Genomic DNA, 21,752 nt, shown 5'->3' on the forward strand with positions numbered 1-21,752 from the left:
TCGCGAGCAGGCTCGCTCCTACAGTGACGGTGGTGATCAGGCCTGTACGCTCAGGCCATACTCGGCAGAAGCATCCTGCAACCACAGCCACCAGTAATCCGAGAAGCTGCGACGAATCAGCAGTTCCCAGGTGTCTTCGGCGGTGTGACGGATCATCAATTGCGATTTGGCGAACACCGTGCCGACGGCTTTGCCCACCGGGAAGTTGTTCGGGTGCACGTCGTAGCTGGTGGACTTCATCAGCACCTGGCGCACGTTCGGGCCGCTCAGTTCGAGGACCTGCTGGCCGCCGCTAACGTTGACGATTGCAATGTGCAAATCGCCCAGTGCCTTGCGCAGTTTTTGCTCGGCGGCCAGTTCTTCACCGGTCGGCACGATCAGCAACCACTCATCCGGCCCCATCCATTGCAGGCTGGTTTCACCTTTGACGATCACGCTCAACGCGCCCGGCAACTCGATGCCCAGGGCCTTGTGCACGCCCGCGGCGAACGCGGCATCGTGGCCATCGCCACGGATGGTCAGGTGGCCGAGGAGTTTTTTCTCACGCACGGTCACGCCGGCGTTCTTGCGGCCCTTGCCCACCAGGCTGGCGAGGTCGGCGTGATGCAGCGACGACTCGGCCTTGGCCCCGGAGGTTGGGCGTTGTTGGTAAACATTGGCTGCGGTCATAAAGCACCTGTTCTGAATTCTGTTGGTTCCTGTGGTGGCTGTTCTGCCGCTTTCGCGAGCAGGCTCGCTCCCACATTCGACCGCGTTCCCCTGTGGGAGCGAGCCTGCTCGCGAATGGCAGCCCGCCCACAGATCTCGAGGCCATTAGATGTTCTGGCGTTCGCCCTTCGGATCGAAGAACACCGAAGAAACGATTTCCGCCTCGATCACGCTGCCGTCGGCCAGCGGTGCGAACACTCGCTCGCCCATCCGCTGCAACCCGCCCTTGACCACGCCCATGGCGAACGAATAGCCCAGGGAGTTGTGCAGGTAACTGGAAGTCACGTGACCAACCATGGTCATCGGGATGGCTTGCTTGGTGTTGAACACCAGTTGCGCGCCTTCCGGCAGCCATTTGTTCGGATCGATCGGCTTCAGGCCAACCAGTTGCTTGCGCTGATCACGCACGCAGTCTTCACGGTTCATGCCACGCCAGCCGATCCACGAGAACGGTTTGGTGCGACCGACACACCAGCCCATGTTCAGGTCGTCCGGGGTCATCGAGCTGTCAGTGTCCTGACCGACGATGATGAAGCCCTTCTCGGCCCGCAGCACGTGCATGGTTTCAGTGCCGTACGGGGTCAGGTTGTACTTCTTGCCGGCGTCGACGATTTTTTCCAGCACGCCCATGGCGTAGTCGGCTTGCACGTTGACTTCGTACGACAGTTCACCGGTAAACGAAATCCGGAATACCCGCGCCGGCACACCACCCACCAGACCTTCTTTCCAGGTCATGAACGGGAAGGCTTCGTTGCTCAGGTCGATGTCGGTGACTTCAGCGAGCAATTTGCGGCTGTTCGGCCCGGACAGGGTCATGGTCGCCCAGTGGTCGGTGACGGAGGTGAAGTACACCTTCATGTCCGGCCATTCGGTCTGGTGGTACAGCTCCAGCCACTGAAGTACGCGAGCCGCGCCGCCGGTGGTGGTGGTCATGACGAAATGGTTGTCGGCCAGGCAAGCCGTCACACCGTCGTCGAAGACCATGCCGTCTTCTTTGCACATCAGGCCGTAACGGGCCTTGCCCACATCGAGCTTGGTCCAGGCGTTGGTGTAGACGCGGTTGAGGAACTCGCGCGCATCCGGGCCCTGGATGTCGATCTTGCCCAGGGTCGAAGCATCCAGCAGGCCGACGCTGTCGCGCACGGCTTTGCATTCGCGCTTAACGGCGGCATGCAGGTCTTCACCGGATTTCGGGAAGTACCAAGGACGTTTCCACTGGCCGACGTCTTCGAACTCGGCGCCGTTTTTCAGGTGCCATTGATGCAGCGCGGTGTAACGCACCGGCTCGAAGATGTGCCCACAGTGACGACCGGCCACGGCGCCGAAAGTCACCGGCGTGTAGTTCGGACGGAACATGGTGGTGCCCATCTGCGGGATGGTCACGTTCAACGAGCGGGCAGCGATGGCCAGGCCGTTGACGTTGCCGAGCTTGCCCTGATCGGTGCCGAAGCCCAGGGCGGTGTAGCGCTTGACGTGCTCGACCGACTCGAAGCCCTCGCGGGTCGCCAGTTCGATGGCGGCGGCGGTGACGTCGTTTTGCAGGTCGACGAATTGCTTCGGCGCCCGTGCGGTATTCTTTTCATGGGGCACCTGGAACAGCGCCAGGGTCGGTTCTTCGAGACGGCTCAGGGCTTTTGGCAACACGCCTTCAACCGATTGGAAGCCGGCTTCGGCAGCAGCGCGAACGCCACCTTCAAAACCGTCGGCCAGGGAATCGCCAAGACCGTAGACGCCGTTGATGCCGCCGACGCACACACGTTTCTGCGGTGCTTCGCCCGGTACGAAACCGAGGATGTCTTCGCGCCAGATCGGCTTGCCACCCAGGTGCGAAGCCAGGTGAACCACGGGGCTGTAGCCACCGGAACTGGCTACAACGTCGCAGTCGAGCCATTCGCCCGGGCTGGTCACGGTGTGGGCTTTGACATCGATGGCGGCCACACGGGCAGCGGTCACGTGCTTGCTGCCACGGGCCTCGATCACGGCGCTGCCGGTGAGGATGCGGATGCCTTTGGCGCGGGCTTCTTCCACCAGCGCACCACGTGGATTGCTGCGGGCGTCGGCGATGGCCACCACTTGCAGGCTGGCATCGAGCCAATCCAGGGCAACGCGGTAGGCGTGGTCGTTGTTGGTCGACAGCACCAGCTTCTTGCCCGGTGCCACGCCGTAGCGGCGAACGTAAGTCGAGATGGCGCCGGCGAGCATGTTGCCCGGTACGTCGTTGTTGCCGTAGACCAGTGGACGCTCGTGAGCGCCGGTCGCCAGTACCACGCGATTGGCGCGGACCCGGTGGATGCGCTGACGCACCTGGCCAATCGGTGCGCGGTCGCCGAGGTGATCGGTGAGGCGCTCGTGAATGGTCAGGAAGTTATGGTCGTGGTAGCCGTTGACGGTGGCGCGCGGCAACAGCAGCACGTCCGGGGTGTTCTTCAGTTCGTCGATGACGCTGGCCACCCACTCCATCGCAGGCTTGCCGTCGAGGCTTTCGCGGGAGTCGAGCAGGCTGCCGCCGAACTCTTCCTGTTCGTCAGCCAGAATTACACGGGCACCGCTGCGCGCAGCCGCCAGTGCAGCGGCCAGGCCAGCAGGGCCGGCGCCGACGATCAGCACGTCGCAGTGCTGGTTCATGTAGTCGTAGGTGTCCGGATCGTTCTCGGTCGGCGAGCGGCCCAGGCCGGCAGCCTTGCGGATGTACTTCTCGTAGGTCATCCAGAACGATTGCGGGTACATGAAGGTTTTGTAGTAGAAGCCCGGTGGCATCAGCTTGCCGCCGACCTTGCCGAGAATCCCCATCATGTCGTTGTTCACGCTCGGCCAGCCGTTGGTGCTGGTGGCGACCAGGCCTTGATACAGCGCCTGTTGCGTGGCGCGCACGTTCGGGATCTGCGTGGCTTCGGTGGCGCCGATCTGCAGCACCGCGTTCGGCTCTTCAGCACCCGCAGCGAAGATGCCGCGGGGACGGGAATACTTGAAGCTGCGACCGATGATGTCGACGCCGTTGGCCAGCAGTGCAGCGGCCAGGGAATCGCCTTCGAAGCCTTTGTAGTTCTGGCCGTTGAAGGTGAAGGTCAAGACTTTGTTGCGGTCGATCCGTCCGCCATTGGACAGGCGATTGATCTGGCTCATACCTTCTCTCCCAGAGCCGTGCTGGCCGCTTTCGGGCTATCGGTCTTGTCGGTGAATTGTGGCTTGGTGCCGATCTTGTAGGTTTCGAGAATCTCGTAGGTCACGGTGTCGCGGGTGACGTTGAAGTACTGACGGCAACCGGCGACGTGATCCCACAGCTCGTGGTGCAGACCGCGCGGGTTATCGCGGAAGAACATGTAGTCGCCCCACTCCTCGTCGGTGCAGGTGTTCGGATCCAGTGGACGCGGGATGTGCGCCTGGCCGGATGCATGGAATTCCTCTTCGGAGCGCAACTCGCCGCAGTGAGGACAGAAGATATGCAACATGGGGATTTCTCCTGTTAGTGGGCAACCGCAGCAGCGCCGTGTTCATCGATCAACGCACCGTTGTGGAAACGGTCGATGGAGAAAGGTGCAGCCAATGGGTGCATTTCACCCTTGGCCAGGCTCGCGGCAAACACGTTGCCCGAGCCAGGTGTCGCCTTGAAGCCACCGGTGCCCCAACCGCAGTTGAAGAACATGTTCGGTACCGGGGTTTTCGAAATGATCGGGCAGGCGTCCGGCGTGGTGTCGACGATGCCGCCCCACTGACGGTTCATGCGTACCCGCGACAGCACCGGGAACATCTCGACGATGGCCTGGATGGTGTGCTCGATCACCGGGTACGAACCACGCTGGCCGTAGCCGTTGTAGCCGTCGATACCGGCGCCGATCACCAGGTCGCCCTTGTCGGACTGGCTGATGTAGCCGTGTACGGCGTTGGACATGATCACACTGTCGATAATCGGCTTGATCGGCTCGGACACCAGCGCTTGCAGCGGGTGGGATTCGATCGGCAGGCGGAAACCGGCGAGCTTGGCCATGTGCCCGGAGTTACCGGCGGTCACTACACCGACGCGCTTGGCGCCGATGAAGCCCTTGTTGGTTTCAACGCCGATGCACACGCCGTTTTCCTTGCGGAAGCCAATCACTTCGGTCTGCTGGATCAGGTCCACGCCGAGGGCGTCGGCGGCCCGGGCAAAGCCCCAGGCCACGGCATCGTGACGGGCCACGCCGCCGCGACGCTGGACGGTAGCGCCCATCACCGGGTAGCGAGTGTTCTTGGAGCAGTCGAGGTACGGAATCTCGTCGGCAACCTGTTTGGCATCGAGCAGTTCACCGTCGACGCCGTTGAGGCGGTTGGCGCTGACCCGACGCTCGGAATCACGGATGTCCTGCAGGGTGTGGCACAGGTTGTAGACGCCGCGCTGGGAGAACATCACGTTGTAGTTGAGGTCCTGGGACAGGCCTTCCCACAGTTTCATCGCGTGTTCGTACAGGTGCGCCGACTCGTCCCACAGGTAGTTGGAGCGAACGATGGTGGTGTTGCGCGCGGTGTTACCGCCGCCCAGCCAGCCTTTCTCGACCACGGCCACGTTGGTGATGCCGTGTTCCTTGGCCAGGTAGTAAGCCGTGGCGAGACCATGCCCGCCACCACCGACGATGACCACGTCGTAGACCTTTTTAGGGGTCGGCGTGCGCCACATTTTCTGCCAGTTTTCATGATGGCTGAGAGAGTGTTTGAAGAGGCCGAAGCCCGAGTAGCGTTGCATAGTCATTTACTCCAAAACCGCACTCAGCGATAAACCGGGAAGTCCGCGCACAGGGCTGCCACTTGCTCGGCGACATTGGCCTCGACATCGGCGTCGCCGAGGTTGTCGAGGATGTCGCAGATCCAGCCGGCCAGCGTGACGCACTGGGTCACCTTGAAGCCGCGAGTGGTGACCGCCGGGGTGCCGATGCGCAGGCCGGAGGTCACGAACGGCGACTGTGGATCGTTCGGGACAGCGTTTTTGTTCACAGTGATGTGGGCGCGACCGAGGGCTGCGTCCGCCTCTTTGCCGGTCAGGCCCTGACGGATCAGGCTGACCAGGAACAGGTGGTTGTCGGTACCGCCGGACACTACATCGTAGCCGCGTTTGATAAACACGCCGGCCATGGCCTGGGCGTTGTCGATCACTTGCTGCTGGTAAGCCTTGAAGCCAGGCTCCAGCGCTTCCTTGAAGCACACTGCCTTACCGGCGATCACGTGCATCAGCGGGCCGCCCTGGGCACCCGGGAAAACTGCCGCGTTGAGCTTCTTCTCGATTTCTTCGTTGGACCTGGCCAGGATCAGGCCGCCACGCGGACCGCGCAGGGTCTTGTGGGTGGTGGTGGTGACCACATCAGCGTAAGGCAGCGGGTTCGGGTACAGACCAGCTGCGACCAGACCGGCAACGTGGGCCATGTCGACGAACAGCAACGCACCGACCTTGTCGGCAATCTGGCGGAAGCGCGGGAAGTCGAGGGTCTTGGAATAGGCCGAGAAGCCGGCAACGATCATCTTCGGCTTGCACTCGACGGCCAGGCGCTCGACTTCGTCGTAATCGATCAGACCGGTCTTGGTGTCGATGCCGTACTGCACGGCGTTGTACAGCTTGCCCGAGGACGACACTTTGGCGCCGTGGGTCAGGTGACCGCCGTGGGCCAGGCTCATGCCGAGAATGGTGTCGCCGGCTTGCAGCAGGGCCAGGTACACGGCGCTGTTGGCCGAAGAACCGGAGTGCGGCTGGACGTTGGCGTAATCGGCGCCGAACAATTGCTTGGCGCGCTCGATGGCCAGCGCCTCAACCTTGTCGACGTGCTCGCAGCCACCGTAGTAGCGCTTGCCCGGATAACCTTCGGCGTACTTGTTGGTCAGGCCGCTGCCTTGCGCTTCCATCACGCGTTTGCTGGTGTAGTTCTCCGACGCGATCAGCTCGATGTGATCTTCCTGACGTTGCTCCTCGGCATTCATCGCCGCCAGCAGTGCATCGTCGTAACCCTGGATCTGGTCTTGCTTGCTGAACATCGCGTCTCTCCCAGCGGCGGTGGTGCGCCATTCGTCTCGGTGAGGCACTGGCGTTTCGGCAGTGCCCTTTGGTAGCGATGGTATGACTGGCTTGGAGTCGTCAAATGCCTACGGGCGCCACGCAAAGGTGCGTTTACGACATGACGGGAAATGGCATGCCGAACACAACCGTCGATCCGGCGCAGATCCCCTGTAGGAGCGAGCCTGCTCGCGATAGCGGTGGGTCAGCCACCATCATTACCGAATGTGGCGCCGCTATCGCGAGCAGGCTCACTCCTACAGGGTCAGGCGATGACCTGTCGCACTGCGAGCAACACCAGGAAATGCAAGGGATACAGCGCATACGCCCAGCGCCGCATCGGTGGTGGATTTACGTCCTTTGCATGTCGCAACAAGAACAGCCCGAGCCATGGCGCAATCAGGCACATGACGATGGCCGGAATCGCCGCGACATTGCCCAGGCGAGCCGCGTAATACAGCACCTGCCACTGATTGCCCGCCAGGCACACCAACCCCGCCAACAGCGCGAAGTACCAGGGCCGCTGCAGTACCAGCAGCATCGCCAGCGGCAACAGCACGCCAAAGAACCCGAACATCAATCGCTGGGAGAAAAACCCTGCCAGCAGCACCGCGCCAACGGCCAGCAGGCGCGACGCAAGCACCGGCTGCTGCCAGCCACGAATCACCAGCAAGCCCAGGGCAAGGGTGGGCAACACGTTCAAGGTGTCGGGATTGGGAATGTACATCCGGTAAGGAATTTCACTCACCGCACTAAACAGCAACAACCAGCCCAGATAGCGCCATTGCCCAGCGTTCACCACAACAGGCTTGCGCGCCAGATTGGCCGCCATCGCCAGGCAGAACCACGGAAACGCCAAACGCCCCGGCACATACAACAGATCGGCGGAATAACCGACATATCGCAGGTGATCGAGCACCATACTCAACAGCGCCAGCCACTTGAGCAGATCCAGTGCCCCGTCGCGCGGCTTTAAGTGCATGGCCTTGTGCATGTTCTTGTGCATGTTCTTGTGCATAGTCACGTGCATAATTGCCCTTCGACCGTGTATTTTCCCGACAGCGACATCCTGTGCGCTCCACCTGACGATCTTGGGTACAGTGCGCACCCTCATTGACCACGGGACGCTTCACCATAGGCATCTCGACCACGGAAGCAGGCCATGACCGATAAGAGCCAACAATTCGCCAGCGACAACTATTCCGGCATCTGCCCTGAAGCCTGGGCGGCCATGGAACAGGCCAACCACGGCCACCAGCGCGCATACGGCGACGACGAGTGGACCGCCCGCGCCTCCGACGGATTCCGCAAACTGTTCGAAACCGACTGCGAAGTGTTTTTTGCCTTCAACGGCACCGCCGCCAACTCGCTGGCGCTGTCGTCGCTGTGCCAGAGTTACCACAGCGTGATCTGCTCGGAAACCGCCCACGTCGAAACCGACGAATGCGGCGCCCCGGAATTCTTCTCCAACGGCTCCAAACTGCTGATCGCCCGCACTGAAAACGGCAAGCTGACCCCGGAATCGATCCGCGAGGTCGCGCTCAAGCGCCAGGACATCCACTACCCGAAACCCCGCGTCGTGACCCTGACCCAGGCCACCGAAGTCGGCAGCGTCTACACCCCGGACGAAATCCGCGCCATCAGCGCCACCTGCAAAGAGCTGGGCCTGAACCTGCACATGGACGGCGCACGCTTCTCCAACGCCTGCGCCTTCCTCGGCTGCACCCCGGCTGACCTGACCTGGAAGGCCGGCGTCGACGTGTTGTGTTTTGGCGGCACGAAAAACGGCATGGCGGTGGGTGAGGCGATTCTGTTCTTCAACCACAAACTGGCGGAAGACTTCGATTACCGCTGCAAGCAGGCCGGGCAGCTGGCTTCAAAGATGCGCTTCCTGTCGGCGCCGTGGGTCGGGATCCTGGAAAACGACGCCTGGCTCAAATACGCCAACCACGCCAACCACTGCGCGCAATTGCTCGCGGAGCTGGTCAGCGACATTCCCGGCGTGGAACTGATGTTCCCGGTACAGGCCAACGGCGTGTTCCTGCAACTGTCGGAACCGGCCATCGCCGCACTGACCGCCAAGGGTTGGCGCTTCTACACCTTCATCGGCAACGGCGGCGCACGCTTCATGTGCTCGTGGGATACCGAGCAAGAGCGCGTGCGGGAATTGGCTCGGGATATCCGCGAAGTGATGTCCCACTAACGCCACAAACCCTGTGGGAGCGGGCTTGCCCGCGATGAGGCCCGATCATTCACCAGATCTGCTGGATGAAAGACCGCTATCGCGAGCAGGCTCACTCCTACAAAAGCCATCCGCATCCCCTGACAGTCCGCACCTGAAGACTTCGTCTACATTGTTTGTCGAGCCACCCCGCTCACATAACAACAATCAGGAGCGTCAGCATGTCATTGCAAGGCAAAACCCTGTTCATCACCGGTGCCAGCCGCGGCATCGGCCGCGAGATTGCGCTGCGGGCCGCACGCGATGGGGCCAACATTGTGATCGCCGCCAAAAGTGCCGAACCCCACCCCAAGCTGCCGGGCACGATTTTCAGCGTGGCCCGGGAAGTGGAAGCCGCAGGCGGCAAGGCGCTGGCCTTGCAGGTGGATGTACGTGAAGAGGATGCCGTACGTGAGGCGCTGGCCCAGGCCAACGAACATTTCGGCAGTATCGATGCACTGATCAACAACGCCGGGGCGATCAAGCTGACCGGGGTCCAGCACCTCGAACTCAAGCGCTTCGACCTGATGCACCAGATCAACACCCGCGCCGTCTTGCTGTGCAGCCAGGCTGCGTTGCCGTACCTGAAGAAGTCCGGCGGCCACATCCTCAACCTGTCACCGCCGCTGAACCTGGCCACCAAGTGGTTCGCCCAGTACAGCCCCTACACCGTTACCAAGTACGGCATGAGCATGCTGACTTTGGGCATGAGTGAGGAATTCAAGAACTACGGGATCAGCGTCAACTCGCTGTGGCCACAGACGATGATCGCCACCGCCGCCATCGAGTTTCAGCTGGGGTCGAGGGAATCGTTCAAGCATGCGCGCCTGCCGGCGATCATGGCCGATGCCGCCCATGTGATTCTGAGCAGCGCAAACCGCAGCCTGACCGGGCGTTTGCTGATTGATGAGGAGATTCTGCGGGAAAACGGTGTAACGGAGTTCGAACACTATCGGTTCGCGCCGGACAGCAGCGACAAGTTGATGACGGATCTGTTTATTGACTAAAAACCTGTGGGAGCGAGCCTGCTCGCGATGGCGGTGTGTCAGTAACATTGATGTTGACTGACACCCCCTCTTCGCGAGCAGGCTCGCTCCCACAAGTGAACAACACTGCTTTCAGAGATATATTCCCACCCGAATCAATATTCGATCCGCACATCGCCTTTCGGCACGCTGCAGCACGACAGGATGAACCCATCCGCTTCGTCTTCCTCGGTGATCCCGCCGTTGTGATCCATCTCCACCTCACCACCCAGCTTCAACACCTTGCAGGTCCCGCAAATCCCCATGCCGCAGGCTTTCGGAATCATCAGGCCGACCTTGGCCGCCGCGGCATGCACGGTCTCGCCCGGAGCCACGCGAATGCTCTTGCCGGACGCCGTGAACTCCACCTGGTGCAGGTCCGCCACGTCGACTTCCGGTGCCTCGGCCGCTTGTTCGGCGTGTTCCACTGCGTCAGCGCGCGCCTCTGGCGGGGTCGCACCGAAGGATTCTTCGTGGTAACGCGACATGTCGAAGCCAGCGGCTTCCAGCAAGCGCTTGACCGCATTCATATACGGTGTCGGGCCGCAGCAGAATACTTCGCGCTCAAGGAAGTCCGGCGCCATCAATTCAAGCATTCTGTGGTTCAGGTAACCGCGATAACCGGCCCAGGGCTCACCCATACCGTGCTTCTCGCAGATCAGGTGCAGGCTGAAGTTGTCGATCCGCGACGCCATGTGTTCCAGCTCACGGTGGTAAATGATGTCTTTAGGCGAACGGGCGCTGTGGATAAACACCATGTCGACATTGCCGTTGGTGTCATAGAACCAGCGCGCCATGGACATGACCGGCGTGATACCAACGCCGCCGCTGAGGTAGAGCACCTTCGGCGCGGTAAAGTCCATGGCATTGAACAGCCCGACCGGCCCGTGCACCGCCAGCTCCTGGCCTTCGTGCAGGGTGTCGTGCAGCCAGTTGGACACCTTGCCGCCCGGCACGCGCTTGATGGTCACCGAAAAGCTGTACGGCACCGATGGCGAGCTGGAAATGGTGTACGAACGCATGATCGGCTGGCCTTCAATCTCCAGCTCCAGGGTGACAAACTGCCCCGGTTTGAAGAAGAACAGGATCGGCTGGTCGGCCATGAAGCAAAAGGTGCGCACATCCCAGGTTTCCTGGATGACTTTGACGCAACGGACGATGTGTCGACCATTGGCCCAGGTCTGGGTGGTTACCGGGTTCAGGAAGCTGTTGGACATGCTGATCTCCACGGCCGACTGCCGGCCTTCATGTTGGCGATTCTGCGTATAGCGCGAACCACCCATTTACCTATCTGCGACATTGACATGCTTATCGCGACCAGCCCCCAGCTACCGGGGCTTGCGCGTCGGGAACAGATTGCACCATGTCGCCCATGGATAAGGTTCCGGCCAGCGCCGGCCCCACACTCGCTTCAACAGATAACTGCTGTTTTTTGTCTTGCGTCGCACAACCGTAGCCACATTTCGCCGGCCACACAGAATGGCCATGAGGACTAAATCGATGGACGTCACTACTACCCTGAGCCTGGGCGATCCGCTGGAACCCGCACGCAAGGCCACCGCACAGATGCTGCAAGAGCGCGAGCGCACGTTCTCGCTGCCGCAGCCGTTTTACTCTGACGAACGCCTGTTTGATATCGACATGCAGGAAATCTTTCAGAAAGAGTGGTTGATCGCCGGCATGACCTGCGAGATCCCGACCAAGGGCAACTACCTGACCCTGCAGATCGGCAAGAACCCGATCATCGTCATTCGTGGAGCTGAAGGCGTGGTGCACGCGTTCCACAACGTCTGCCGCCACCGTGGCTCGCGCCTGTGCACCAGCGACAAGGGCAAGGTTGCCAAGCTAGTCTGCCACTACCACCAGTGGACCTACGAACTCGACGGCCGCCTGCTGTTCGCCGGCACCGAAATGGGCGCCGACTTCGACATGAACCAGTACGGCCTCAAGCCGGTGAACGTGAAGACCGCTGGCGGCTACATCTTCATCAGCCTGGCAGACAACCCGCCGGCCATCGATGACTTCCTGTCGACGCTCAACCATTACATGGAACCGTACGACATGGAAAACACCAAGGTGGCAATTACCACCACCTTGATGGAAAAGGCCAACTGGAAACTGGTGCTGGAAAACAACCGCGAGTGCTACCACTGCAACGCGTCGCACCCGGAACTGTTGAAAACCCTGCTGGAATGGGACGACGTCACCGACCCGCGCGCCGACCAGGCCTTCAAGGACCACGTAGCCGCCTCCGCCGCTGCCTGGGAAGCCGAGAAGATCCCTTACGCCCACGCCAGCTTCGGCCTGCGTAACCGCATCGTGCGCATGCCGCTGCTCAAGGGCACCGTGTCGATGACCATGGACGGCAAGCAGGGCTGCGCCAAGCTGATGGGCCGTATCAAGAACCCGGACCTGGGCTCGATGCGCATCCTGCACCTGCCGCACTCGTGGAACCACTGCATGGGCGACCACATCATCGTGTTCACCGTGTGGCCGATCAGCGCCCAGGAAACCATGGTCACCACCAAGTGGATCGTGCACAAGGACGCGGTCGAAGGCGTGGACTACGACGTGGAGCGCATGCGCCAGGTCTGGGACGCCACCAACGACCAGGACCGTCGCCTGGCCGAAGAGAACCAGCGCGGCATCAACTCCACCGCGTACCAGCCTGGGCCGTACTCCAAGACCTATGAGTTCGGCGTGGTGAACTTCGTGGACTGGTACAGCGAGCGTCTGCTGAGCAACCTGGGGGCCGAGCCTGCGCCGTACCTCAAAGGGGTTCCGGTTCAAGGCTAAGATCAAAAGCTTCGCGAGCAAGCCCGCTCCCACAGTGGATCGGTGGTGTACACAAATTTTGTGAACGCCTCGGTCAATGTGGGAGCGGGCTTGCTCGCGAAAGCGGCCTCAATTTCCCCGATCATTTAGAACTGTACGAAATATGACCTATCTCGTTCAGGCCTATGCCCGCCGCACCTCCCAGCCTTCCGCGAACAAGTTATCCACATCTCCACCCACAGCTATTGGGGACAACTGTGGAAAGGCTGCAAAATTTCTCCACAAAACCCAAAGAAAAACCGTGACTTATCCAGAAGCATGCTTCCACGATCGAACTGATCATTTTTTGATCAGAAGCCTGAAAGGCACGGAATACAAGGCTTTCAGAGGATGGCAAACACCTTATCCACAGAAACGCCAACAGACTTTGGGGTTAACTTCGAAGGTTCTGTGGAAAACCGCTACAACCCGCAAGAAACCGGTGTTTGCGTGGAATTCCATGGCTCAAATACACCAATTGATCACTTTTTGATCAAGCCCATGAAAGTCGCTGTTTATAAGGCCTACAGCCGATAGCAAACATCTTATCCACAGAAGCGCCAACAGAGATTGGGGGCAAGTCTGCATCCACAGCAGCACTTATCCCCTTGAAAAAGCTTGGGAAAACCACGAACCAGACTGGTTGTTTTTTGAACGACGCCTCGCAAGGCTTGATTTGTATGGGGTGTAGCGAGGGGCGAACATGTTATCCACAGAACCACCAACAGGGATTGTGGGTAAACACCGAAGTTGTTCAGATTTTATTGAGGCATGAGCGACCTGAATCCAGATCCAGGTTCAATTCAAAGTCTTTGAAAGCGCGCCATCCGAGCAATATCGACGGGACGTATTGCCCTGCTATCAGCGACGGTGGGATGGTAAAGCCCGGGTAGTATTTGTAGGTGACCGCCATGGTGTTGCCTTGCAGGGCCAATACGCCGTCGAAGCGTTGGAAACGCTTGTTGTCGTTGGTGGAAACGCTCGAGCTTCCGGGTGTCAGCGCCTGCACAACGCTGAGCTGCCTGCCGGGCGACGAGGCCGTCAGGTAATCGACATTTCCGGTATCGATGATGGCCTGCGTTGCCCGACGATCCAGCTGTGCGGCCACCACCAACCGTTGATTGAGATCCAGGCGGCTAATGACAATCGACGCATCACAGCGTGTGGCAGGCGGCGGATTCAGCTCCAGTGTTCCGCTGGTTATCTTCAAGCGCCCCAGCTTGCTGATCAGATCCAGCCCCAACAGATTGTCCCGGTCGCTGACAAAGACCAGGATGTTCCTGAACTCGCGGGTGCCGACTTTCAACGACCGGAGAATTCCCAGCCTCGCGGCCAAGCCCTTTTCGCCATAAAACGTGCTGTAGCGATAAAAAGCATCGGGCAACAACTTGATGCCCATCTGTTTCGCAGTGTCGATGTTGACCCTGGTTTGCGGTGCGCCGGTGTCCAGTACAAAACGCGCCGAGACACCATTGGCCGCGCCGACCTCGATAAATGGCAGCACTTGTTCAGCGATGTAGAAGTCGTCGGCATACGGATGGAGCGGCAGCACCTCATGCCGCACCGAACCGCTGACCGAGAAATCGCCGGTCGCCGCCAGGACAGCCAGTGATTTGCTGCCAAAGGTGGAGAACAGGGGCTTCAGATAGGCGTTGGCCGCAATCGCCTGGGCATGCCTGGCCTTGATCGCCAGATAGTATTCGGGGAGTTGGTTGGCGACCTTGGCTTCGAGCATTCTGGCGAAGACCGTCACTGAACAGCTGAGGTGTCTATCGGCATCCAGTACCTTGTCGCACTGTAGCCGCAGTTGCGCCAGGGACGCGCTGCGCCCCTGTTCGGAGTCTATCCAGCGATAAAAATCCTGATCAGCCTCAGCCGGTGCCATGGGCACTTTTGTCTGGGCAGCAGAGATCAATCCTGTGTATAGCCACATGGCCAATGCAAGGAGCGCCAGAAGAGCGATAGTCTTCATATTCAGGCCAGTCATAAAAATCAGGTTTTATGAGTCAGCGCTGAATGTCTGAAAGCTCCCGAAAGCGTGCCGCACCCTTGATCAGCGCATAGGAAACTGTAGTTCACCGCCCTCGTCAGCGTGGGACGAGAGTTAGGGTTCGTGGCGTTGTGGATAACCGTCGCCGGCCGAGCGCTCGAGCAAGCTCAGGGCCTGTGCATAAGATAGGCGTCACCGATGACGCGAATCATTGGATGGGGGGTCACCTGGCAGGTCTTGATGATCCCGAAACCGTGCCGCTCGTAAAAACGCCGGGCGCCAGTGTTGGCGGCATAGTCGATCAGGCTCAGGCCATTGAGCCCCAGTTGGTCGGCGCGTTCTTGAGCATGGGCGAGAAACTGCACGCCCAGCCCTCGATTGCGCCAGCCTTCATGCAGGGCCAGGCTGGAGATGTACAGGGTATCGGGTACCTCCATGTCGGCGTAAGGCGCCAGTACGGGGTCGGTCGTCGGCACCGCCAGTGGATCGTGGCGCATCACGTAGCTGTGCATCATGCCAATGACCTGACCACCGGCCTCGGCAATCAGGCAGTTCTGGTAGGAGAAATCCACGTCGTCCCGGGCGTATCGAATGGCACCTACATCCAGCAAGTCCTGACCGGGCTCGGATAACTGGCTCCAGATGTAATCCGAAGCGCCCTCTGAGGAAATCTGGAACAGACGCGCAATCGCGCGCGCGTCTGCACACACTGCCGAACGAAATTCAACTGCCATTGTTTTTTCTCTGCCAGATTTATCCAGTCCACATGAAGGAGCAGCCTGCGGCAGCTCCTACAAAAAACGTTAGCGGACCACACCTTCTTCAATCAGCAATTTGAGGATGGCCTCGGCCCCGGCTTGCGCCGTGACACCCTTGAGCACCTGCCCGCCACCGCCACTGGCCTTGGCCGTCGCGGCTTTCATGCGGTCGGCACCGCTCTTGGCCTTGATCACCTTCAGGCGCTTGGGCCGTGGCTTGGCCGGTTGCAGGGTGGCGACCGCGAGCAGTTCATCGTCGATGACCTCGACGTCCTGCGCTTGCAGCACGCCGCGTCGGGCCGGGCCGTAAGCGCTCTGCCGAGGCTTGGGGGCGGCGTTATCCACCGTCGCCAGAAACGGCAGGCGTACCTTCAGGCGACGGCGTTGACCACGGGGCAAGGCTTGCAGCACCAGCGCCGAACCGCCATCGATGGACTCGACCTGCGCCAGCCCCACCACCAGCGGCCAGCCCAGGCTTTCGGCCAGCAGGAAGGGCAGCATGCCCGAGCCTTCACCGGTTTCCGCCTGGCTGCCGGTCAACACCACCTGCGCCCCGGCATCGCGCAAATAGTCGGTCAGTGCCGGTAGCGCGTCGGCGCCTTGGGGTTGCTCCAGCACATGCAGTTGCTCAAGCCCCATGCCCAGGTAAGCGCGCAATGCAGGCTCGGCAATGTCGCCGGCATGCAGCACTTGCAGGTTATCCCCAGCCAGTTGCAGGCCCAGTTCAACCGCCCGCGCATCCTGCTCCGCGCGACGCGGCCGACCGGAGGTCGGGTGGGCGCCGATGGACACCAGGCTGATGATTTTCGTGCTCATAACCCTTTCCTTCCCTTAAGCCGCATCGCGCTTGGCGTCGTTGCGATAAGCCTCTACCGCCTCGATCAAGGCTTGAAGAATCTCCGCGCTCTCGCCGATCACCGACAGATCCGCGCGCTTGATCATGTCGCAGCCGGGGTCGAGGTTGATCGCCACCACCTTGTCGCAGGCACCAATGCCCTGCAGGTGCTGGATCGCCCCGGAAATCCCCACCGCCACATAGACCCGTGCGGTGACCCAGGTGCCGGACGCGCCGACCTGACGGTCGCGGGCCATGAAGCCGTCGTCCACCGCCACCCGCGAGGCGCCTTCGGTCGCGCCGAGGGCTTCGGCTGTCCTGTGGAAAAGTCCCCAGTCCTTGACCCCGTTGCCGCCGGAGAAAATGAACTCGGCTTCGGCCATGGGAATTGCCGCCGGATCGACGGCCACCGCGCCCAGATCTTCGATCCGCGACAGGCTGCGCGCCACGGTTGTGGATAACTCCACCGGCAAGGCTTCGTGACGGGTTTCGCTGACCGGTTCGGCGCACTCGACAGCCGCCAGAATCAAACGCGCCAGCGGCCGGGCAAGGTCTTGCAGACCCGCGCCAGCGCGGCCGATGCACTCCTGATCCTTGACCTGCCAGACCCGCGTGGCCGGGCGCTCGCCCAGTGCTGCGGCAAAACGTCGGCCGAGTTCACCACCGCCACTGCGGCTGTCCGGCAGCAACCAGTGACGCGGGCTGAACTGGTTATCCACAGCCCGCAGGCCCTGGACCCGTTGTTCCGGTGCATAACCGTTGAATTCTTCGCCTTCCAGCACCAGCAGGCGGTCGACGCCCGCCGTAGCGAAAGCGTTTTCCTTGTGTTCGCCGAACACCACGGCCAGCACTGCGCCGTCCTTGCCGGCCAGCTGATGGGCCAGGCCGAGCAAGTCACGGTCGTGGCTGCTCAAGCGGCCGCCGACCATATCCGGCACCACGCTGATGTAGAACGCAGGTGCAGCCACTTGATGCAGCGGCAATTGCACTTCAACCGCGGCTGAGCGTTTGGTCGCCCCGCCCTGCTGAGCGCCGCTGCGGTCGATGCGCTTGATGCCGTTGGGGCCGATAAAGCCAATGCCATGGGGATTCTTGCGGATGACGCCGTTAGGCCCCATCCAGCTGTGTTGCGCCGGTTGCATGGCCGCGTGCAGCGGGTGCAGACGGTTGCGGGCAATCCATTCGGCCCGAGGGTCGCGGCGGATAATGTCGCTCATCAGTGCACCTCCGCGGGTTCACGTTGGGCCGGCGTAGAGGGTTTGGACGCGGCTTCTTCCAGCAACGCGTCGGCCACCAGCTCGGCAATGTCCTTGATCATCGGTCGGGGTTCGACCACGCCTTCGAGCATCGCGGTGCATTGTGGACAACCCACGGCCACCAGTTCGGCGCCGGTTTCGCGGATGTCTTCCATGCGCATGTCGGGAATGCGTTGCTTGCCGGGAATGTCGGTGATCGGCGCGCCGCCACCGCCGCCGCAGCAGCGCGAGCGGAAACCGGAACGTTGCATCTCTTTCACTTCAATCCCGAGCGCGCGTAACACCTGACGCGGCGCCTCGTATTCGCCGTTGTAGCGGCCGAGGTAGCACGGGTCGTGGTAGGTCACGCTGTCGCCTTTGTGCTGACCGAGGTTGAGCGCGCCAGCATCGATGATTTCTGCCATGTAGGTGCTGTGGTGCTGCACCAGGTAGTTGCCGTCGAAGGCGCCGTACTCGTTTTTCAGCACGTGGAAGCTGTGCGGATCGCAGGTGACGATGCGGTTGAAGCTGTACTTGGCCAGGGTCTGGATGTTGCGTTTGGCCAACAGCTGGAAGGTCGCTTCGTCGCCCAGGCGCCGGGCCACGTCACCGCTGTCGCGTTCTTCGAGGCCGAGCACGGCGAAGTCGATTTTCGCCGCCTTGAGCACTTTGACGAACGCGCGCAGGGTGCGTTGGTTGCGCATGTCGAAGGCGCCGTCGCCGACCCAGAACAGCACGTCGGTGGATTTCTTTTCGCTGAGCAAATTGAGGTTCAAATCCGCCGCCCAGTTCATCCGCCCGCCCGGCGCGAAACCGCCCGGGTTGTCGGTGGCGATCAGGTTTTCCAGGACTTCGGCACCCTTGTTCGGAGTCGCGCCTTTTTCCAGGGTCAGATGGCGGCGCATGTCGACGATGGCATCGACGTGCTCGATCATCATCGGGCATTCCTCGACGCAGGCACGGCAGGTGGTGCACGACCACAGGGTTTCGGCGTCCACCAGACCGTTGACGATCGGTTGATGCGGATTGCCCCCGTGTTCGCCTATCGGCTTGCCCGGATACGGGCTGCCGGCGAATTTTGCATCGGTGCCACCGGCCAGGCCGACGACCATGTCCTGAATCAGTTTTTTCGGGTTCAGCGGCTGACCGGCGGCGAAGGCCGGGCACGCTGCTTCGCATTTACCGCACTGCACGCAGGCGTCGAAGCCGAGCAATTGGTTCCAGGTAAAATCCTTGGGTTTTTCCACGCCCAGTGGCACGGTCGGGTCGTTCAAGTCCAGAGGCTTGAGGCCCGTGGAACGGCCGCCGCCGAAGCGTTCGGCGCGACGGTGCCAGGCCAGGTGCAGCGCACCGGCGAAGGCGTGCTTCATCGGCCCGCCCCAGGTCATGCCGAAGAACAGTTCCGACACGCCCCACAACACGCCTACCCCGAGAACCGCCGCCACCAGCCAGCCACCGAAGTTTTCCGGGAGGATCCCGGCCACCGGCAGGGTCAACAGGAAGAACGAGACCGAGAACGCCAGCAAGCTTTTCGGCAGGCGCATCCACGGGCCTTTCGACAAGCGCGACGGAGGGTTGCGCCGACGCAGGTAAACAAAGATCGCGCCGACGAACATCACCGCTGTCATCAGCAGCAGCGCATAGCCGAGGAAACGGTTATGCAGGCCGAAACCATGCACCAGAATCGCCAGCACGATGGACGCCACCGCACCGCCGGCCGTGGCGACGTGGGTGTTGGCAATGTATTTGTCCCGCGCGACCACATGGTGCAAATCGACCATGTAGCGCTTGGGCATGGCGAACAGGCCGCCGATCAGGTCGACTTTCGAAGCCCGGCCCCGGCGCCACATGGCCACCCGCCGCAACGCGCCCAGGACACCAAGGCCAAGGGCTGCGAACAACAGGATTGGAAGAAGGGTGTTCAACATGGTGAAGCTCCCACCAGTACATCTTGGAGAAACACGGTCGGCGGTTCTGTGGGAGCGAGCCTGCTCGCGAAAGCGGTGGGTCAGGCGACATCATCGTCGAGTGACAAATTGCATTCGCGAGCAGGCTCGCTCCCACAGGGTTATGTGCAAGCTCTTAGAAATCCTTGCAAAGCCGCAGCGCGTCATAGATCGCAGCGTGTGTATTGCGCTGAGCCACGCAGTCGCCGATACGGAACAGCAAGTAGCCATCGCCCGTTGTGCTCAGCGAAGGTTGCGGCTTGATCGCGAACAAGGCTTCGATGTCCATCTGGCCTTTGTTGCGCGAGCCTTCCTTCAGCGAGTAGTAGATTTCTTCGTCCGGACGCACGCCGTTTTCCACCACCACCTGGTCGACCACCCGCTCCTCTTTGGCGCCGGTGTATTCGTTTTCCAGCACCGCCACCAGCTTGTCGCCTTCGCGGTAGACCTTCTCCAGCATCATGTCGCCGGTCATGATCACTTCTTTGGGGTACATGCTGCGGTAGTAAGTCGGGAACGACGTACCGCCAATGGCCACACCCGGCTTGATGTCGTCGGTGACGATCTCGACCTGGCTGCCCTTGTCGGCCAGGTAGTCGGCAACCGACATCCCGGTGAACTCGCAAATGGTGTCGTAGACCAGCACGTTCTTGCCCGGCGCGACCTTGCCGTCGAGCACGTCCCAGCTGCTGACCACCAGGCCTTCAGCCGCGCCCCAGTGTTCGTTCTGCTCCAGGAACGGATGACCGCCGACGGCGAGCACCACCACGTCCGGACGCAGGTCCATGATGGTCGCCGCATCCGCCGCGGTACCCAGGCGCAGATCGACTTTCAACCGCGCCAGCTCCAACTGGAACCAGCGGGTGATACCGGCGATCTGGTCGCGCTGAGGGGCTTTCGAAGCTGTAGTGATCTGCCCGCCGATGAATTCTTTCTTCTCGAACAGGGTCACGTCGTGGCCACGTTCGGCCGACACACGAGCGGCTTCCATCCCGGCCGGGCCGGCACCGACCACCACTACCTTGCGCTTCACACCGGTCGACTTCTCGATGATGTGCGGCACGCCCATGTATTCACGGGAGGTCGCGGCGTTCTGGATGCACAGCACGTCCAGGCCCTGGTACTGACGGTCGATGCAGTAGTTGGCGCCGACGCACTGCTTGATCTGGTCGACCTGGCCCATCTTGATCTTGGCGATCAGGTGCGGGTCGGCGATGTGGGCGCGGGTCATGCCGACCATGTCGACGTAGCCGCCCTCCAGAATACGGGTCGCCTGGTTCGGGTCCTTGATGTTCTGCGCGTGCAGCACAGGTGCCTTGACCACTTCCTTGATACCGGCCGCCAGGTGCAGGAACGGCTCCGGTGGATAACTCATGTTGGGGATAACGTTGGCCAGGGTGTTGTGGGTGTCGCACCCTGAACCCACGACACCAATAAAATCGATCATGCCGGTATCGTCGTAGTACTTGGCGATCTGCTTCATGTCCTCATGGGACAAGCCATCCGGGTGGAACTCATCACCGCACAGACGGATGCCGACGCAGAAATCCGGACCGACTTCCTTGCGCACAGCCTTGATCACTTCCAGGCCGAAACGCATGCGGTTCTCGAAGCTGCCGCCCCATTCGTCGGTACGCTTGTTGACCCGCGGGCTCCAGAACTGGTCGATCATGTGCTGGTGCACGGCCGACAGTTCGACGCCGTCCAGGCCACCGGCCTTGGCCCGCGCCGCAGCGCTGGCGTAGTTGCCGATCACCCGCCAGATTTCTTCCGGCTCGATGGTCTTGCAGGTTGCACGGTGCACCGGTTCACGGATGCCCGACGGCGACAGCAGGGTTGGCCAGTGCTCGCCGTCCCAACGGGATCGACGGCCCATGTGGGTAATCTGGATCATGATCTTGGCGCCATGCTTGTGCATGGCATCGGCCAGATTCTGGAAGTGCGGAATGATCCGGTCGTCCGCCAGGTTCACCGACTTCCACCAGCCTTGCGGGCTATCGATGGCCACACTGGAGGAGCCGCCGCAAATCGCCAGGCCGATCCCGCCCTTGGCTTTCTCTTCGTAATACTTGACGTACCGGTCGGTGGTCATGCCGCCGTCGGTGGCATAGACCTCGGCGTGCGCGGTGCTGAGCACGCGGTTGCGGATGGTCAGTTTGCCGATCTGGATCGGCTGGAACATTGCTTCGAAAGCCATGGCGGGTTCCTCG

General features: G+C 61.2%; 17 protein-coding genes. 4 read left to right on the plus strand and 13 right to left on the minus strand.

Annotated features, from left to right (window positions below; translation table 11 throughout):
- Positions 1 to 36 precede the first annotated feature (36 nt).
- From soxG to WHX55_RS28645, 6 genes are all read right to left on the minus strand, one after another.
- Complete coding sequence (soxG, locus tag WHX55_RS28620) at positions 37 to 669, minus strand: sarcosine oxidase subunit gamma family protein (RefSeq protein WP_150725144.1); 633 nt, start codon at positions 667 to 669, stop codon at positions 37 to 39.
- A 144-nt stretch (positions 670 to 813) separates the two neighbouring features.
- Positions 814 to 3,831, minus strand: coding sequence for a sarcosine oxidase subunit alpha (locus WHX55_RS28625; RefSeq protein ID WP_150756170.1), 3,018 nt, complete (start codon positions 3,829 to 3,831; stop codon positions 814 to 816).
- The gene (locus WHX55_RS28630) at positions 3,828 to 4,157 is read right to left on the minus strand and encodes a sarcosine oxidase subunit delta (protein WP_046039383.1); all 330 of its coding nucleotides are present in this window, start codon (positions 4,155 to 4,157) and stop codon (positions 3,828 to 3,830) included. The genes WHX55_RS28625 and WHX55_RS28630 overlap by 4 nt, the downstream gene beginning before the upstream one ends.
- A gap of 14 nt (positions 4,158 to 4,171) precedes the next feature.
- Positions 4,172 to 5,422 (minus strand): sarcosine oxidase subunit beta, encoded by a 1,251-nt coding sequence (locus tag WHX55_RS28635; RefSeq protein WP_007947735.1) that lies wholly within the window; start codon positions 5,420 to 5,422, stop codon positions 4,172 to 4,174.
- A gap of 23 nt (positions 5,423 to 5,445) precedes the next feature.
- Positions 5,446 to 6,699: a serine hydroxymethyltransferase gene (gene glyA, locus WHX55_RS28640; RefSeq protein WP_353741711.1), complete on the minus strand. Its 1,254-nt coding sequence runs from the start codon at positions 6,697 to 6,699 to the stop codon at positions 5,446 to 5,448.
- 284 nt (positions 6,700 to 6,983) lie between these two features.
- Positions 6,984 to 7,748, minus strand: a complete 765-nt coding sequence (locus WHX55_RS28645; RefSeq protein ID WP_353741712.1) for a TraX family protein — start codon at positions 7,746 to 7,748, stop codon at positions 6,984 to 6,986.
- 132 nt (positions 7,749 to 7,880) lie between these two features.
- Between WHX55_RS28645 and WHX55_RS28650 the strand changes: the two genes are divergently transcribed.
- Together WHX55_RS28650 and WHX55_RS28655 are read left to right on the plus strand one after the other, a co-directional pair.
- Positions 7,881 to 8,921: a low specificity L-threonine aldolase gene (locus tag WHX55_RS28650; protein WP_150725141.1), complete on the plus strand. Its 1,041-nt coding sequence runs from the start codon at positions 7,881 to 7,883 to the stop codon at positions 8,919 to 8,921.
- Between the two features lie 200 nt (positions 8,922 to 9,121).
- Positions 9,122 to 9,946: an NAD(P)-dependent oxidoreductase gene (locus WHX55_RS28655; RefSeq protein WP_150725140.1), complete on the plus strand. Its 825-nt coding sequence runs from the start codon at positions 9,122 to 9,124 to the stop codon at positions 9,944 to 9,946.
- Positions 9,947 to 10,080: 134 nt separating this feature from the next.
- Here the strand turns inward: WHX55_RS28655 and gbcB are convergent, their stop codons facing one another.
- The gene (gbcB, locus tag WHX55_RS28660; RefSeq protein ID WP_150725139.1) at positions 10,081 to 11,181 is read right to left on the minus strand and encodes a glycine-betaine demethylase subunit GbcB; all 1,101 of its coding nucleotides are present in this window, start codon (positions 11,179 to 11,181) and stop codon (positions 10,081 to 10,083) included.
- A gap of 283 nt (positions 11,182 to 11,464) precedes the next feature.
- Between gbcB and gbcA the strand changes: the two genes are divergently transcribed.
- Complete coding sequence (gene gbcA, locus WHX55_RS28665) at positions 11,465 to 12,760, plus strand: glycine-betaine demethylase subunit GbcA (protein WP_353741713.1); 1,296 nt, start codon at positions 11,465 to 11,467, stop codon at positions 12,758 to 12,760.
- A 142-nt stretch (positions 12,761 to 12,902) separates the two neighbouring features.
- The gene (locus tag WHX55_RS28670; RefSeq protein WP_353741714.1) at positions 12,903 to 13,271 is read left to right on the plus strand and encodes a hypothetical protein; all 369 of its coding nucleotides are present in this window, start codon (positions 12,903 to 12,905) and stop codon (positions 13,269 to 13,271) included.
- A gap of 261 nt (positions 13,272 to 13,532) precedes the next feature.
- Here the strand turns inward: WHX55_RS28670 and WHX55_RS28675 are convergent, their stop codons facing one another.
- From WHX55_RS28675 to dgcA, 6 genes are all read right to left on the minus strand, one after another.
- Positions 13,533 to 14,750, minus strand: a complete 1,218-nt coding sequence (locus WHX55_RS28675) for a retropepsin-like aspartic protease (RefSeq protein WP_353741715.1) — start codon at positions 14,748 to 14,750, stop codon at positions 13,533 to 13,535.
- Between the two features lie 185 nt (positions 14,751 to 14,935).
- The gene (locus WHX55_RS28680) at positions 14,936 to 15,502 is read right to left on the minus strand and encodes a GNAT family N-acetyltransferase (protein WP_353741716.1); all 567 of its coding nucleotides are present in this window, start codon (positions 15,500 to 15,502) and stop codon (positions 14,936 to 14,938) included.
- A gap of 69 nt (positions 15,503 to 15,571) precedes the next feature.
- Positions 15,572 to 16,342 carry an electron transfer flavoprotein subunit beta gene (locus WHX55_RS28685; protein ID WP_056726573.1) on the minus strand — a complete coding sequence of 257 codons (771 nt, stop codon included), beginning with the start codon at positions 16,340 to 16,342 and terminating at the stop codon, positions 15,572 to 15,574.
- A 15-nt stretch (positions 16,343 to 16,357) separates the two neighbouring features.
- Positions 16,358 to 17,578 carry an electron transfer flavoprotein subunit alpha/FixB family protein gene (locus WHX55_RS28690; protein ID WP_150756175.1) on the minus strand — a complete coding sequence of 407 codons (1,221 nt, stop codon included), beginning with the start codon at positions 17,576 to 17,578 and terminating at the stop codon, positions 16,358 to 16,360.
- Entirely contained in the window at positions 17,578 to 19,524 is a 1,947-nt protein-coding gene (gene dgcB / locus WHX55_RS28695) for a dimethylglycine demethylation protein DgcB (protein ID WP_353741717.1), read from the minus strand. Before dgcB ends, WHX55_RS28690 begins: the two co-directional genes overlap by 1 nt.
- Positions 19,525 to 19,678: 154 nt before the next feature.
- Positions 19,679 to 21,739, minus strand: coding sequence for a dimethylglycine demethylation protein DgcA (gene dgcA, locus WHX55_RS28700; RefSeq protein ID WP_150756177.1), 2,061 nt, complete (start codon positions 21,737 to 21,739; stop codon positions 19,679 to 19,681).
- Positions 21,740 to 21,752 lie beyond the last annotated feature (13 nt).

The sequence above is a fragment of the Pseudomonas fluorescens genome, assembly GCF_040448305.1.
Lineage (GTDB): Bacteria > Pseudomonadota > Gammaproteobacteria > Pseudomonadales > Pseudomonadaceae > Aquipseudomonas > Aquipseudomonas fluorescens_BH.